Origin of the sequence: Rossellomorea vietnamensis (genome assembly GCF_025398035.1) — a bacterium.
In the GTDB taxonomy this organism is placed as follows: Bacteria; Bacillota; Bacilli; order Bacillales; family Bacillaceae_B; genus Rossellomorea; species Rossellomorea vietnamensis_B.
In genome coordinates, this window is record NZ_CP104558.1 from 1,772,026 (window position 1) to 1,788,005 (window position 15,980).

Annotated in this window: 12 protein-coding genes and 1 riboswitch; of the genes, 1 reads left to right on the plus strand and 11 read right to left on the minus strand. The window is 45.6% G+C overall.

Going from position 1 to position 15,980, the window contains the following annotated elements; translation table 11 throughout:
• Window positions 1-349: 349 nt before the first annotated feature.
• The 3 genes from N5C46_RS09075 to lysA all read right to left on the minus strand — a co-directional run bounded on the left by N5C46_RS09075 (window position 350) and on the right by lysA (window position 3,640).
• On the minus strand, window positions 350-1,375 hold the full coding sequence (locus N5C46_RS09075) for an ABC transporter permease subunit (protein ID WP_261751776.1): 1,026 nt from the start codon (window positions 1,373-1,375) through the stop codon (window positions 350-352).
• Entirely contained in the window at window positions 1,375-2,244 is an 870-nt protein-coding gene (locus tag N5C46_RS09080; RefSeq protein ID WP_261751777.1) for an ABC transporter permease subunit, read from the minus strand. Before N5C46_RS09080 ends, N5C46_RS09075 begins: the two co-directional genes overlap by 1 nt.
• A 109-nt stretch (window positions 2,245-2,353) precedes the next feature.
• On the minus strand, window positions 2,354-3,640 hold the full coding sequence (gene lysA / locus N5C46_RS09085; protein WP_261751778.1) for a diaminopimelate decarboxylase: 1,287 nt from the start codon (window positions 3,638-3,640) through the stop codon (window positions 2,354-2,356).
• A gap of 114 nt (window positions 3,641-3,754) precedes the next feature.
• A riboswitch (Lysine riboswitch) is annotated at window positions 3,755-3,931 on the minus strand.
• A 196-nt stretch (window positions 3,932-4,127) separates the two neighbouring features.
• Here lysA and N5C46_RS09090 point away from each other — a divergent pair.
• Complete coding sequence (locus N5C46_RS09090; RefSeq protein ID WP_261752320.1) at window positions 4,128-5,087, plus strand: DMT family transporter; 960 nt, start codon at window positions 4,128-4,130, stop codon at window positions 5,085-5,087.
• 43 nt (window positions 5,088-5,130) lie between these two features.
• Here N5C46_RS09090 and N5C46_RS09095 read toward each other — a convergent pair whose 3' ends face one another.
• From N5C46_RS09095 to N5C46_RS09130, 8 genes are all read right to left on the minus strand, one after another.
• Window positions 5,131-5,778: a 2OG-Fe(II) oxygenase gene (locus N5C46_RS09095; protein ID WP_261752321.1), complete on the minus strand. Its 648-nt coding sequence runs from the start codon at window positions 5,776-5,778 to the stop codon at window positions 5,131-5,133.
• Between the two features lie 344 nt (window positions 5,779-6,122).
• Complete coding sequence (locus N5C46_RS09100; protein WP_261751779.1) at window positions 6,123-7,262, minus strand: mannitol-1-phosphate 5-dehydrogenase; 1,140 nt, start codon at window positions 7,260-7,262, stop codon at window positions 6,123-6,125.
• A 5-nt stretch (window positions 7,263-7,267) separates the two neighbouring features.
• Window positions 7,268-9,337, minus strand: coding sequence for a BglG family transcription antiterminator (locus N5C46_RS09105; protein ID WP_261751780.1), 2,070 nt, complete (start codon window positions 9,335-9,337; stop codon window positions 7,268-7,270).
• A gap of 85 nt (window positions 9,338-9,422) precedes the next feature.
• Window positions 9,423-11,330 carry a PTS mannitol transporter subunit IICBA gene (locus N5C46_RS09110; protein ID WP_272501232.1) on the minus strand — a complete coding sequence of 636 codons (1,908 nt, stop codon included), beginning with the start codon at window positions 11,328-11,330 and terminating at the stop codon, window positions 9,423-9,425.
• A gap of 196 nt (window positions 11,331-11,526) precedes the next feature.
• A complete protein-coding gene (locus tag N5C46_RS09115; protein WP_261751781.1) occupies window positions 11,527-13,572 on the minus strand; it encodes a DUF4179 domain-containing protein in 2,046 nt (681 codons plus the stop codon).
• A gap of 150 nt (window positions 13,573-13,722) precedes the next feature.
• Window positions 13,723-14,055, minus strand: coding sequence for a hypothetical protein (locus N5C46_RS09120; RefSeq protein WP_051758405.1), 333 nt, complete (start codon window positions 14,053-14,055; stop codon window positions 13,723-13,725).
• Window positions 14,056-14,184: 129 nt separating this feature from the next.
• Window positions 14,185-14,733: a hypothetical protein gene (locus N5C46_RS09125; protein ID WP_261751782.1), complete on the minus strand. Its 549-nt coding sequence runs from the start codon at window positions 14,731-14,733 to the stop codon at window positions 14,185-14,187.
• Between the two features lie 164 nt (window positions 14,734-14,897).
• The gene (locus tag N5C46_RS09130; protein WP_261751783.1) at window positions 14,898-15,731 is read right to left on the minus strand and encodes an STAS domain-containing protein; all 834 of its coding nucleotides are present in this window, start codon (window positions 15,729-15,731) and stop codon (window positions 14,898-14,900) included.
• Window positions 15,732-15,980 lie beyond the last annotated feature (249 nt).

A 15,980-nucleotide genomic window follows, 5' to 3' on the forward strand; every position in this document is an offset into this window, starting at 1 on the left:
GGTTTCTCAATTGGGGTTATTTTTCGGGACGAGAGTACTAGAGAGCCCCCGCTTCCGGTAAAGCAGGAAATAAATCTATGAAATCGGGTACAGAAACTCATGGCGGATGTGGGATAAAAAGTGGGGAGTATCGAAAAAATATCTTATCGATTACATTCTTACAAGACTTAAGTCCTCTTAAATAATCGTAAAACAACTTCATGGTACCAACGTTCAAATCACCCGCTCTCCGCTTGAACCGGGATTTCTGTTTGAAACACAAAAGAAAGAAGGCAGCATCCCGACAGACGCTGCCTTCTCCCTTATTCCATTTTCCGGACTATAAACACGGGCCATTAGATACAGCCTCTCACTTCGCCTCTTTCACAAGTTGGAACATTTCTTTGCCTTTTAGGCATGTGGTTTCAGATTCATCAGTTGATCCTTCATCTGTTGAGTATTCCATTAGGGTTTCCACCACTTGTGTCGCCCCGATCAGCATCAGCTTTGCCGACAGGATCGTCAAGGTAAAGAAAACGACAGGGATGAAAGAAATCCACGGATAGGTCGTCCACAGGAATTGCCACCAGCCTCCGAGGAGACCCGACCATTCATTAGAAAGGGAAACCAGGAACGGATTGTCAAAAAGGTCAACTTTAAATGATGATCCCCCTATGTAAATATTCAATACCCCAAGATGTGCAATCAACAGCATGATGATCATAAATTCCCGAATCGACACGAGAAGGGTTTGTGGAAGAATAAAGGGGCGAATATGATTCCTGATGTAATGACGCTTCGTTGCACCCAGCACTTTCGCACTATCAATAAACTCGTGACTCATGATCCGGTCATATTCATTCGTAAATAGCAGTGTCAGACTCGGAAGGGAAATCACGATAAGAATGACCAGATAAAAAACGGTTTTATCCGTAAAACCATACGGGAAACCTTCCGGATGATGTAACGGACCATCAAGCAGCATCCAATTCAATAATAAGAACGATAATAAGGTCGGCGGAAAATAGTTTGCGGCATCCACAATGTTATCAATGATTCTTCTGAACGGTTTCAAGTAGAAATGCAGCACCAACCCCATGAACACCGAAGGCAATACCCTACACAGTGTGATCAAGATCGCTGCCCCTATGGTATATTTCGCCCCAACAATGATAAGAAGAAAGATATTCCGGTTAAAATTGTCGGTACCAAGGGGTGGATACTCTGCCGGTGAATACGGAGGACTGAGAAGTTCCCCTTCTTCATTTTTCAAAAGGTCCAGCTTCGGCACCTCATCTCCCCAGCCAACATAGTAAACAAGACTTGCGGCAAACATACCGAACAGAAATAAAAACCCCATCATAAATGACCGATTCTTCATCAGTTTTTTCAACATCATATCGCCACCTTCTGACCTGTTTTCCAATCAACGAAAAGCCTGATGAGGATGAGCAGGACAAAAACAGGCAGATAAAACATGATCAAACTGAAACAGATCACATCCATTTGAGAGAATGACAGGATGAAGTGGGTGATGCCATAAATATTAAATAATCTTTCAAATACGATTAAGGAAGATAACAGAAAAAGAATGATCGATTTGGAATGATTCAATAAGCTGAACGAAATATTCCGCAGGACATGGATGAAGAAAATCGAGTGTTTGGACATCCCCCTGCTCTTGATCAGGTCTACATACGGCTTCCCATATTCATCGCTCACCAGTAAATAGATGATCCGGAACAACATGATTGTCGGTAAAATACACAAAGTCACAATGGGAACAAAATACACCTTTTCCTGGGAGCCGACGATCGGAAACAGAAGCACACCCGTCTCTTTCAAGATGAAAATGACACTGTATTGAATGACAATCAAGATGAAGATATCGGGTGTGGACTCGAGCAAGTTAGTCGCCCTAAGGATGAACGTTGACCAGCCGGATGGCAGCAGATGTGTGAGGTACGCAAGAAAGATGCCCATGAGGATGGATAAAAGAAAAGCAGACAAAAAAATCGAAACAGAATAGAAATACGGCTCCCAGAAGGCCGGGAACATCGGATATGAGTTGTTCGATTCATTCGTAATGGTCATCGATTCAGAATGAACGAGGGAGGTCGATATCTCCACAATGTTGAGCATATATTGTTTCAAACTGAGATCCACACCTTCATTGAACAAACCGATGAGGCCTGTCAGAAGGATGATTCCGAACAGAACGAAGACAAATTTCAAAACCATGGAACCGATCGATTTGAGATTCATAGATTGATCCTCCGAATTCATTGGATAAAGTTACCTTTACATTACCATAATAAGCCAAAAAATCCCATAAAAAAAGGTGAAGCCCCTTTGGACTCCACCACTCTTTTCCCTATCGATCTTTCCTTACAAGATCCTCATACGTCTCCCGCTCGATCACGACCCGGGATTCCCCGTTATCCACAAACACAACAGCCGGTCTCGGTATCCGATTATAGTTACTCGCCATAGAATACCCGTATGCCCCCGTACTGAACACAGCCAGGATATCACCGTAATTCGTCGGCGGCAGCATCAGGTCCCAGATGAGCATGTCACCCGACTCGCAGCATTTCCCTGCAATGCTCACAAGCTCCGTGCATTCCTCATTCGGACGGTTTGCCAGTACCGCATGATACTTCGCCTGATACAGAGCCGGGCGTATATTATCCGTCATCCCTCCGTCAATCGCCACATACGTGCGCACATCCGGGATGATTTTCTTCGAGCCCACTTTGTATAACGTCGTGCCCGCTTCTGCCACCATGCTTCGACCCGGCTCCACCCAGACTTCCGGGAGCGGGTATTCATTTTTCGCAAAATAGGTTTTCACACTATCCGTTATCCCTTTGACATAGGTCGGAATCGGCAGAGGCTGGTCTTCTTCCGTATACCGGACACCAAATCCGCCACCGATATTCAAGACAGGCATCATGACGTCCAAATCGATCCGGATCCGCTGCATGAAATCAGACAGTACCCGGATCGCCTGATCAAAGCCTTCCTGTTCAAAGATCTGAGATCCGATATGGGAATGGAGGCCCAGCAATGAGAAATACGGCTTCCTGATGGCAAGTCCAATCGCCGTTGCCGCCTGTCCGTTTGAAATGCTGAATCCGAATTTTGAATCTTCCTGGCCCGTCGTGATGTACTCGTGGGTATGGGCTTCCACCCCCGGTGTGACCCTGATCAGGATCTGCACCTCCTGCTCCCGCTCTTTTGCCAGGTCATGGAGCAGTTCAAGTTCAAGGAAACTATCGACGACAAAGCAGCCGATTTCAGCTTCAAGAGCCATTAGAAGCTCATCTTCGGATTTATTGTTGCCGTGAAAATGGATCCGTGCAGCCGGGAAACCAGCTTCAAGTGCCGTATACAATTCCCCGCCTGAGACGACATCCAGGGAGAGGTTCTCTTGTTCCGCCAGGCGCACCATTTCTTTACAAAGAAATGCCTTACTCGCATACGCCACCTGATATTTCAGACCACTCTCATTGAATGCATCCCGAAACAATTTCGCATTCCCGCGAATCATCCCTTCATCATAAACCATCAGTGGCGTGCCGTATCTTTCCACCAAATCACCCGTACCGATCCCACCAATCGTTAAATCCCCTTGAACATTCACATCAACTGTACTCATATCCCTAACTCCTTTAGACTCTCTAAAAAAACACAAAAAAACCGTATGAAGCAGATGCTCATACGGTTTTCCATCAAAGGTTACGGAACCAAGATGAAGACTATGTATTAACATCTCTTCAATAGTGCTCCACAACTTTTGCATTGTGACAGTCCAGCATTTCTTCAATGCTGGCCCAACAAAAAATAGAATTGGCTATTTTCTGCTTCGGCGATCTGCCTTTCCCAACTTATCCCGGAATCCATTATTCTCAAAGAAGGTACTCATCATTCTCGCGCCTCTATTATCAGAGAGTGACTGTATATTTTTTATTGGCATAACTATATCATTCTCTTGAAAAGGTTGTCAATTGGTTTTTGGATGGAGCGTTAATTCGGGGGTAGGGTTGATAAATTTTCACTTCCTTTTTGAGGATTTTTCTTTTAAATGTATTCGCTTATAATATATATAAAATAAACTATATATGTATCAGAAAGGAGTGCTTCCCATCAAAGAATTGACTCTCGGTATTATTTCATCCATGTTCTTTGCCGTCACCTTCATCCTGAACCGGTCCATGGAACTGGCCGGCGGAAGCTGGATGTGGAGTTCGTCCCTGCGTTTTTTGTTCATGCTTCCATTCCTTTTCATTATTGTAGGTTTACGAAAGAATATAAATCAAGTGTGGATCGAAATGAAGAAGAAACCATACGAGTGGCTGACGTGGAGCTTTGTCGGGTTTGTCCTCTTTTATGGTCCTTTGACGTATGCGGCAGCATATGGACCCGGCTGGCTTGTTGCGGGCACGTGGCAATTCACGATTGTGGCAGGGATCCTGCTCGCTCCCTTGTTTTTCACTTCAGGACCTGTGAGACGCAGGCACTCCATTCAAAAAAGGGCTCTCGGCATTTCCTCGATCATTTTAATCGGGGTACTGTTCATTCAACAGGAAAATGCCAGTGGGCTGTCTCTTTCAGAAGTGATCACAGGAGTCTTACCGGTGATCGTCGCAGCGTTCGCTTACCCTCTTGGGAACCGTAAAATGATGGAGGTATGCGGAGGGAAGCTTGATACGTTTCAACGGGTGCTCGGAATGACGATCGCAAGTACTCCCTTGTGGCTGATCCTTGGAAGCTATGCGTTTTTTAGAGTAGGCATCCCCTCCACTGGTCAAGTGACACAATCCTTTATCGTAGCCGTTTGCTCAGGTGTGATTGCGACTTCCCTCTTTTTTCTTGCGACGAATATGGCAAGGCATCATCCCGGGAAGCTTGCGGCAGTGGAAGCGACCCAGTCGACCCAGATCCTGTTCGTCATCATGGGAGAAGCGGCCATCCTTTCCGTTCCCTTTCCGTCAGGATTCGCTCTCCTCGGCATCCTCCTGATCATCACAGGAATGATCATCCACACCGTCAACGTTAAAAGAATGAATGGCGGTGTGGTGAAACCGGTAAAATCCGCTAGCTAAAAAAGGAGGAGCATCCCACCCTGGGGATACTCCTCCTTTCTAATTATTTAAATACCTGCCTTCTCATCCACTGGGTCGCAGCCCATTTATCCCCGATGACAACCGGTGCACCGCCATGCAGCGTTAAATCGTTCAGTTCCTGATTATCATAGAAATATTCAAAGTAAACGGCCATCCCTTTTTGCGGGGAGACAGACAGGCCAAGTTTCGGAAAGTACGTTTCACCGCCCTCCTCCACGTCGTTAAGGTACATGACAAGGGTACTGATCCTCGGATTCTTCACCGGTCTTGCAGATGCCGAGAAAAAATCAAAGTGCGCCTTGTATTCCTGACCAGGCTTATAGTTCAGGATCTGAAGACCCTCCCCGTGCTCGACGGGTATATTCATAATTTGAGAGACTCGCTTTTCAACCCGTGTCACGACGTCATGGCTTTCTTCCAAAAAGACAGAACTGCTCGTTCTCAGTCCATCGACTGTCCGGGTATTCCCGATTTTTGAGCGCTCGACCCGATCTTTTGACAATTGGATGAGTTCATCACATTCTTCATGACTCAGCACATTGCCAAGGACGACGATCAGGGGCTCCTCCATTTTCACGATGATCTGGATATCCCGGTCTTCGGTCTTGATCTTATTCCCCGTGTGGTGAAAAATCGTTTGTTCCTTTACAGCTATATCAGTCGTATTCATTGCCAACTTTCATCAACCTCTAATCGTATTTTTAACATTCTGAATTCTTACATTGGTGGAAGCATTCTTTGAATCTTCCAGACTGGGAAAACGATAGCAACTTTGGCATAACTGTATCTTTTATTCGGTTGTTTCCTCCTGCATGTCAAAATATGAGAGTGTATTTTTATATATTTTACACCCGGGATGAGGGGAATTCTATCTTTATTTTTTCTTTTTCCGCTGAAAAATAACGAGGCTGATTCAGGTGTAGGATTGGCGTGGGTTCAGGCATGTCACAGAAAGGACACGTAGTCAAAACTCATAAAAAAAGACTGCCGAATCCCATCCGACAGTCCATCCATTTATTTCTTCAATGCTTCATACTGAACTAATACTTCCTCCACAATTTCACTATCCGCATCCAGTCCGCTCACTTTTTTCAAAACATATGCAGGGCCGTGTTCCTTGATCATGCCCTGGATTTCCATGGCCTGTTCGTCTTCAGGATTGTCGAACAGGAGCGCTGCTGCAATCGCTTTGGCGAGATACGAATAAGAAAGTCCTGCTTTTTGAGCTTCTGTGGTCGGGCGGATCAATCGGTCATCGGGACCAAGTTTCCTGATCGGCGCGCGTCCCACACGGGTCACATCATCATTCAGGTAGGCGTTTTTGAAGCGTTCGATGTTTTTATCAATATAAGCAAGATGGTCGTTTTCATCGAGACCATATTGCTTCACAAGGTAGGCACCTGTTTCTTTCAACGTTTCCTTCACTTGTGCAGCGATTCCGTCATCGGCCAATGTCTGATCAATGGTCGATTTCCCTTGCAGATATCCAAGGTAAGCAATGACGGCGTGCCCTGTGTTCACCGTGAACAGCTTCCGTTCGATGAAGGGTGCTAGATCTTCCACGATCGTCATTCCTTCAACTGGCGGGATTTCTTCCGTGGTCTCGACCACCCACTCGTAGTATGGTTCAACGAGGACGTCCAATGAACCTTGATCCTGCATCGGTACAATGCGATCAACCGCTGAATTGAAGAAGAAGACTTTGCCTTCAAGCTTTGCAGCCGTTTCTTCATTAAGATTTTCTAAAATATGCTTTTTCAAAATATCTGTTGCACCGATCTGGTTTTCACATGCGATGACGTATAACGGTTCCTCTGAAGAGGCCACTCGCTTAGTGATCCCTTTAGCGATCAGGGGTGCGATCCGTGGCAGGATGTTCGGTCCGATTGCCGTCGTAAGGTAAGTAGACGAGACGATCGTATCGATTACTTCCCCTTCCTGATGAAGGTTGTTCAGGCCGGACACATTCTCGATCGTTTCCGTTTCCATCGTTTCCGTTGCAAGCTTCACCTCATAGCGTCCTTCTTCATTCAGTTTATTGATCACTTGTTCCGCAATATCCACAAAGGTCACATGGTAACCTGATTGGGAAAACAATGCTCCGATAAACCCTCTGCCTATGTTTCCTGCTCCAAAATGTATGGCTTGTTTCAACATCATCATTCCTTTATCAAATTAGTTTGTAAGTAGTCCAGAAAGATTTCTTCTAATTTCTTTAAAATGATCGCTTCGTTCGTGGACGAATAAATCATCATCGATCGATGATCTTCGATTAAACTTGTAGAGATCAGGCTGAGGATTTCCTGTTCCCGCCTGCTCAATTCTTCCGGGGCAAGCATTAGGAGAAGGCTCTTCATCTCCATCTCCGCACCATCCATCCCCTTGATCTTGCAAGGTTCATCCAGATGGGCCACCTGGAAGATCAGCTTATTTACGTTATGATCCCGGCAATGAAAAAGCCCCATATTCGTGTTCGGGATGCCCAGTCCGCCTTTCTTCTCCCTTTCCAACAGTTGGTCCAGGACCACTCGAGGCTGTTGAAGAAGTCCGTCCCTGTAAGCCTGCTCCACCATTTCAATCAGGATCCTGACGTGATTTCCCGCCGACTGCTTCCGGTACACGCGGAAATTGGTAAGGATGGCTTCCATGCTGGAATGGACATCTTTGATCTCCTGAAGGAGCATTCTCACTTCGGCTTTCCCATCAGACTTCTGTGATGGTTTCAAATATTTTTTCCTCGTCAGCTTCTCGACGTTATTCTGCAGATAGCTTTGGATGAATCCGATGTCCTTCTCACTCAATAATGGACTCACCAGAATATACTCCACTTCCGTAAAAGGAAGCCTGACGGTGGAAATGACAATGTCATACTCCTCAAGATCCGCTGTCTGGAAATCCTTGATCGACAGGATTTCCACCTTGTTGATCATGCTCAACTCCCGCTGGATGCGGCTTGCGAGCATCTTGGACGTCCCGATTCCTGTGGGACATACGACCACGGCTTGGACATTTACCTTTTCTTCATTCATCAGCATGGCGGATCCGAAATGAAGGACGATGAATGCCACTTCATCATCCGGAAACGAGATATCCCTAAACTCCATTTCCAGACTTTTTTTCACCGCTAGAAATAAGACCGGATACTTTTTCTTGATTTCATCCGTCAGGGGATTGAAAAGGTCCAGTTCCTGCTGCAAGCGGAAGATGGACGGTCCCATATGGGCTAGGAGCCCCTGGAACAGGGAAAAGTCATCGGACAGATCAACGTGGAGGTCTGCCGAAACATCTTTTATGATATTTTTGATAAGGTGCCCAAGGAGGATACTGTCATAGTAAACGACTTCTGGATCCTGCACCTTTGATCCTTTCAAAATGACCGTCAAGAATTGTACATCCAGATCGTTGATTGAAACGGAAAGCCGCTGTTTCAGTTCCCCGCATATCATGTCCATCAACTGAAACTCCCGGGGTGCCCCTTCTTCAGATGGTTCCCTTTGCTGTAATCCGAATCCCTTTTCGGTTCGTTGGACTGTCAGGCAGATATGCACGACAAGACCGATATAATCACTGTCCGTTAACGTGATCTGCTCGTCCGCCAAATGATGATTCACCACCTGGTCGACGGCGAGTAAATAGTCCGGCTTGAAATAACCGAGAACCGGTTCATCAAGATGATGGCCCTCTTGCATCCCATACAGTGTCTCGATGATGTCTTCATAAAAATGGACCAGGAAAAAACTTGCCAGGGCATGACGCTTGTCGGCTTCTTCCGCCATAAGCTCCACCCCCACCCCTCGTTTCCTCGTCAGGGTGATCCCGTACTTCTGAAGCCAATCCGCAAGCTCATCCAGATAAGAAGACAAGGTCGTCACGCTGATTCCGAGCTGTCTCGCAAGCACCTGTTTTTTAAAAGATGGCCCTTCATGGAGAAGGATGATCAGGAGATTCAGCTTTCGTTCCTCAGGTGTTTCGTCGGTCGGACTCACATCCGCAAGGTTTTGTATTAAACGATAAATATGCTCGTTCTTCCCATCGATGAACAGACCTTCATTGGCCGTCCTTTTCAATTCCAGATGGTACTGCTTTAAAATGCTTTCGATTGATTTCAAATTTCGCTGTACGGTTCTTCCGCTCACATTCAAAAACGCAGAGAGAGAGTACACGGTATGTTTCCCCGATGTTTTTACAATCAATTCGATTATGGATTTTTCCCTTGATGTAATAAACATACTTTCCCCTCTTTCCCTGGCATGAGCTTTTTTCAAAACAAATGAGAACAGAAAGGCAGGAATCCCGCCTTTCTGAATGATTGTTCTAGTTACTGTTGATGATGTCTTTCAGTTCTTTGGCCGTTTTCGCCTGAACCATCTTATCGACGTTTTCCTGTTCGGAGCAGACAACGGCGATACCTGAAAGGATTTCCAAATGCGTTCCATCCTTACCGGCAATACCGAAGATCATCTTCGCCTTCTCTCCGTTGAAATCGACGCCGTCTGGAACTTGAACGACGGTGAATCCGGATTTGATGACGGCTTTCTTCGCGTCTTCCGTACCGTGTGGGATCGCTACATTATTACCCATATACGTAGATGTGATTCCTTCTCTATCAATCATAGCATCTACATAGCTTTCTTCCACATACCCTGCTTTCACAAGAGCTTCCCCGGCGAAACGGATCGCCTCTTCTTTCGTGGAGAATGACTGATTCATGAAGATGTTCTCTTCAAGAAGAAGATCGTCATCGTGATCTGCATTCGGTTCAGCGTTAACCGCCTCTTCCTCTGCCTCTTCGACAACCTCTGCCTGCTCATCCGTGATCCCGTCCTGAAGACTCGCGATCAGCTTGTCGTACTCAGGGCTGGATAGGAAGTTATCCACAGAGATGTGATACGCATTCGGAAGCTTATTTTTCGCACGTGGCGTCAATTCTTCCTGTGTGATGACCACTTGAGCGTCTGATGGCAGATTGCTGATGGATGTGTTCGTCACGCTGACATCGAGATTCGCTGCCTTCACTTTTTTACGCAGAAGGGAAGCACCCATGGCACTTGAGCCCATTCCTGCATCACAGGCAAAGACGATCTTGTTAACTTCTTCAGGCAGTGTTCCCTTGCTCACATGACCGGCAACGGAACTCTTCTTGCCTTTCATTTCCTGCATTTTCTTGGTTGCCCCTTCGATATCTTCGTCTGTCGCTTTACTTGATTTCAAGATGATGGCAGACACGATGAAGGACACAGCTGTTGCGACAAGGATCGCTGCATAGTTGGCAAGGTACGCCATTCCTTCAGGAGGAGTAACCGCTGTAATCGCAATGATACTTCCCGGTGATGCCGGTGATACCAGTCCGCCACCCAATAATACAAGAGTGAAGACCCCACTCATTCCACCAAGGATGACGGAGATGAACAACTTCGGCTTCATTAATACGTAAGGGAAATAAATCTCGTGAATCCCACCAAGGAAATGGATGATCGCTGCTCCTGGAGCCGATTGTTTCGCTGTTCCTCTTCCAAACAACATAAAGGCAAGAAGAACACCAAAACCTGGTCCCGGATTCGCTTCTAATAGGAATAGAATCGATTTCCCACCCTGTTGAACCTGCTCAAGACCTATTGGTGACAGGACACCGTGGTTGATGGCATTATTTAAAAATAGAATCTTCGCTGGTTCGATCAGGATACTGGTTAATGGAAGCAGGCCTGCTGCAACCAGCCAGTCAACACCTTCAACGAGTAGACTTGTAAATGCGTCCACGGCAGGTCCGACACCTAAGAATGCCAGAATGGCAAGGATTCCCCCAAGGATACCAGCCGAGAAGTTATTCACGAGCATTTCAAATCCTGCCCGTATCTTCCCTTCGATCATTCCATCAAATTTCTTGATCACATATGCTCCAAGCGGCCCCATGACCATGGCCCCCAAGAACATCGGTGTATCAGGTGCACCGACAATGACACCCATTGTCGCGATGGCACCCACGACCCCACCGCGCTGGTCGTGTACGAGTTTACCTCCTGTATAACCGATCAATAACGGTAACAGGTACGTAACCATCGGCCCCACCAGTTTGGCAAGGCTTTCATTTGGAAAGAACCCAGTTGGTATGAACAACGCTGTAATTAAACCCCAAGCGATAAATGCACCTATATTTGGCAGAACCATAGAACTGAGGAAGTTACCAAACTTTTGTACCGCAACTTTCATATTGGATTGCGCCACTTCTCTCATCCTTTCATGTATAAATAATAATTTCTTATTTTAATGATAGGCCTTCCATCATGGGGGTTTCAAGAATGATGAAAACTAACTTTGTCACCCTGGTGACGACAAACCTATTGTTTCTCTGAATGGGGAAGATATTCCGGTGGTGGATCAAGAAAAAAGGGAACAGCATGGTACTGTTCCCTTCAAGCGGTCAATCCAGCTTCACCTTAACCGAATCGTCCAAGTATTTGGTGGTGCTGTAGCCGTCGATGACAAGCTCTGTAGGCACGACGTCATCAGAGGAGCCGTCGTTGTAAAAATCAATGGTTTGTTCCGTTTCAAAGTAACGGGGCTGGTCCAGTTTCTCGTACTCATATGAACCCGGCTCATACTTCTTGCCATCCTTGTCCATCAATATGCCATCACCGCCACTGACTCCGATTGAGTAGTAATCTTCCTCTTCTTCCGCAGTCCGATAATATAAATAGTTCACATTTTCATATTCACGGTCTTTCGGCAAGTCGTGTGTGAGGGTCACCTGTGTCGGGCTACCGATTTTGATGTCATCGATGGTGATTGTGTTACCGAGATACTCTATCGTATCCGGCAACTCTTTATTTACATCTAGTTCAATGACTTTTTGATCCTTTACAAAAAGATGAGCCGCTCCAAATCGGATGGTCACATCTTTAGGATCATCAAAATAAAGCGTGTCAAAGGCCGTTTTAAAGGAATTCCATCCCTCATTATCAGAAGCTCCTCCATACATCATGCCTCCGAATTGATCCGCCTTCCATTTTTTATCTTTCGCTTCAATCGACTCAAAGGTCATCATGTCGATCCGCCCTTCCTTTTCTTGCTCCTGAAAGCTATATTCAAGAACCGTTGCAGTTGGCGCGATCGTCATTTGATCCAATCGGACCGGTATGCCTGCCACTTCCATCTTCTTATCCAGCTTATGGACACGGGATGTCTGCTTTTCGAATGGAATCTCAAAGCTCCACCCCCCTTCGGCAAATCTCATTTCCCCGCCGCCGATCCATTCGCCGGTTGAAGGATCTTCGTTTAATTGCATGAGTCGTACAATCTGTAATTTTATCGTCCCCTCGTCCACTGAGACCGGCTGGAGACTGATGGTTCCCCTATAGACATTTTTCTTATCATTATGTAGGTTTTCCTGATCCCGGGGAGGAGAATAGAAACTGGATTGCTCGTCCCTCTTCATGACATCGTATTCGTTTTCGATGATGACCCCTTCATAAGGGTTCATCATATAACGATTTCTCCCCTTCATGTCTTCTACTTCATAAAAGACGAGCGTCTGCACGTCATCCGCGACAACACTCTTGATCGTAACCTTTACACCGTCACTCTCCGACTCCAGGTCGAGACGTTCACCAAGATTGTGCTGGAGAATGGCCCGGAGCTGTTCATCATCCTCCGTGTAAGAATAGTAGAGACTAGCAAATCCACCTGTGATAAATCCCGTCACGATCAGGAGTACAAATAATCCTGCGAAGGAAAGAAGGATCGATTTCCGTTTCTTACTCCGTTTCTGTCTCTGTGCTTCCCTTTGATCCAGCCTTTTTCTGACTCTCTCCATGACATCTGGCGGGAGATGGGTCTCTTCTGCCAATTGGGCAAGGGCGAGGGTCACTTCCTGAAACGAAGCGAGGTCCTCCTGACAACCCGTGCAATGATATATATGTATTTCAAAATCCACCTTTTCCGGTCGATCCATCGTTCTTCCTAAGTAATCCAGATAATGCTTCTGATATTCGTGGCAGCCTTCTACTTCAGGGCCGTTCCCCATCGTTTCCCGTAACTTCCGTATGCCTCTGAATAAGCGGGATTTCACTTCATCAATCGGAATATCAAGTATACGGGCGGCGTCATCCTGGTCGCACCCTTTCATATAGACTAAGGCCACCGCTTCTTTTTCTGCTGCTCCCAGGTGATGAAATGGGTGAAAGGGATCATCATCTGAACTCAAAGATGGTTCCGATACCTTTTGGCATTCTTCCAGAAAAACCTTTGTAGCCGCAGCCGAATGAGCCTTCTTCCGTTTTCGACCTTCACCCTCAAGGCGGATAAGCGAGCGGTAAAAAAGATCCTCCATCTCCTGATGATGATTCGTGTAAACCCGAGCCAATGCATAGAAGGAATGCTTCTCCTCTTCGAACCGGGCAATGATCGATTCCATTTCCCTTTCATAGTTCCTGCTCACCGGTACGGGACCGGTTTCCAGTTTCGCCATAACCGTCTTCCCTCCTTCCTTTTTCCTACTCATAATTATTTCAAAATTCCCAATACTTCACAATGCTTTTCTTGAAAATTGATTGATTCCCCTGTTCTTTTGATACTAAAAGAGGTCTGGATCACTTGGATCCAGACCTCCTTCTTACTATTATAATCGATCGATTTCACCCAACTGGGATTGCATATCGAGCTTCACCATCTCTTGTGCTTTAGAAAAGGTGAACACTTCATTCGATACCCAGTGATTATATAATTTAGCCAGGGCGTTCCGGTGATAGACCGTGCCTTTCACCTCTGTAAAGAAATAGATGATCAAAAGGTTAGTCACGTCGACTGGAAGGTTCTTCTTACGTTCTATCCCCTTCAATGAGAGGATATCTAATCCTCTTAATGGACTGCCGATCACGGTTTCTGCCATGTGAAAATGATCGGCTGTCTGACATAATGCCACGAGATCCGGATTCAATTCTTCAAATTTCAAGTGAATTCCCCTTTTATATCGTACATAGATAGTGAACGAAAGATCGTTACACTTCAGGTCCTCTTAGATTGTAAGATTAACTACTATGTAGTATAACAAAAAAATGGTACAGGCAGACACTCCAGTGTGTTAATTTTTACTTAACCAAAACTCCATGACCTTTTCATTCGAGGAAGGATAGATCAACCTCTTCACCTGGAGCTCGGTCAAATAGCACTCCGTTACCCAACCAGGCAGGTCGACACTCTTCTCCTTCCATAGACGGGTTCGCTCCAAAGCATCCTCTACACTCATTTGCACCCATGTATCGGTGATCATATTCTCTCCATCACCGGATTCATCTTCCACCAATGGATGAAGGGAACGATTGTAATAAGGGATGCCATCACCGACGTGGCTTATGTTTCTCACCCATATGGTGCTTTCCCTGGGAAGGAAACCAATCGTCCTCGTACCTGACGTTTGCATCGTATTCTCCTCCAAATAGCAAAAACAACCGTCCCAATCACGGTCCTCTTCGTTTGGAAAGATTATTTCTGTCGTATATATCGTTTGACTGGTAAGAAACAGATTATGAACGACACGGTTGATGAACACCGGATTGTTCTCCTTATGTCTAGCAGGTGATCCACATATGAATCCATTTTGATGGAAACGGATCATCTTGACGAATTGCATGGCGCCCCCTCCTTCTACGGTGAATTTTATTCAAGGGCATACCTTGCCAAATTCACTCTATACTGGAGGTAATTCCCTATATAAAATGATTTCAAACAAAATATGATGAAGAATTTTTAAAAAAAAACGAGCGTTCAAATAATCGCTCGTTGTCTATAACTCTACTATATCTGTTCGTTTAACGCACGTTCAAGAGTTGAGGTGACCGAAATGTTTTCAAAAGAAATGCCCAGCTGAATAGCCGTTTGGGCAATTTCGGGACGGATTCCGGAAATGGTGCTCTTCACACCGATCAAATTTAGGCTGTCAATGATCTGGAATAATTGCTGGGCGACCATGGTATCCACCATAATGACACCGGAAAGGTCGATGAATAAATGCTCGACATTCCTGTCCACACATTCTGCCAGAGTGTGCTCGAGAATGTACCTTGCCCGTCCCGTATCGATGTCACCGATTAATGGAAGGACACCGGTTTTCTTATTTAATAATATGACCGGGGAGCTGAGTTCCCGGATCATTTCCTGCTGCGCTTTTAAGCGCCTCTGGGAATACTCGTAGTTCTCTTCTGCAAACTTGGAGATGACGATGCTGAACGTTTTTATGATCAGCTCCCTGAAGTCATCGATTCTTCCGGACGGAAACTCATCACCATGCTGACGGACAAACTCCTGTAAAATTCCTAAATACTGATCCTGTGTTCGAAAGAATTCCCTTAGGATATAGTGGGTAGGCGTGGATAAATGTTCATTATCCTTGGCAATTTCTTCAATCCAACGTTCGAAGTTAGACAGAGCATCCTGCCCTACATCTTTAAATAAAACACAAAAGCGTTCGTGAAATTCATGATTTTGCCGTTTTAACGTTTGAATCACATGGGGATCCGTTGAAGCATACACGCCTGAAGAATCACTTTTATCAAGGGAATCATACCAATCCTCTGTCAGTTGCCATGTACGTGCGCTCATAAATTCGTAAAACTTCTCCGCTACCTTCATAATCGACCTGCTTTCTATAAGACAAGAGAATGTGAACACTTATCCACGAGAGAGGGAGCGATGTTCTACATATGCTTATAACAGTAATGTACTATGACTGGGGCATAAAGGAAAGAAAAAAATTCATCCAGAACAGCCAACTCAACACATTGCACTTCATAAGGAAAAAGACATGATTTTTTAGGAGTATGCTGACAGGAATGGATGACCTTTTACATTTTTTCTCAGAAGTCAGCCGCAATCCTTTGA

Coding starts and splice junctions, on each gene's coding strand:
- N5C46_RS09075 (WP_261751776.1), bottom strand. CDS start 1,375: ATGTTGAAAAAACTGATGAAGAATCGGTCATTTATGATGGGGTTTTTA.
- N5C46_RS09080 (WP_261751777.1), bottom strand. CDS start 2,244: ATGAATCTCAAATCGATCGGTTCCATGGTTTTGAAATTTGTCTTCGTT.
- lysA (WP_261751778.1), bottom strand. CDS start 3,640: ATGAGTACAGTTGATGTGAATGTTCAAGGGGATTTAACGATTGGTGGG.
- N5C46_RS09095 (WP_261752321.1), bottom strand. CDS start 5,778: ATGAATACGACTGATATAGCTGTAAAGGAACAAACGATTTTTCACCAC.
- N5C46_RS09105 (WP_261751780.1), bottom strand. CDS start 9,337: ATGTTTATTACATCAAGGGAAAAATCCATAATCGAATTGATTGTAAAA.
- N5C46_RS09115 (WP_261751781.1), bottom strand. CDS start 13,572: ATGGCGAAACTGGAAACCGGTCCCGTACCGGTGAGCAGGAACTATGAA.
- N5C46_RS09125 (WP_261751782.1), bottom strand. CDS start 14,733: ATGCAATTCGTCAAGATGATCCGTTTCCATCAAAATGGATTCATATGT.
- N5C46_RS09130 (WP_261751783.1), bottom strand. CDS start 15,731: ATGAAGGTAGCGGAGAAGTTTTACGAATTTATGAGCGCACGTACATGG.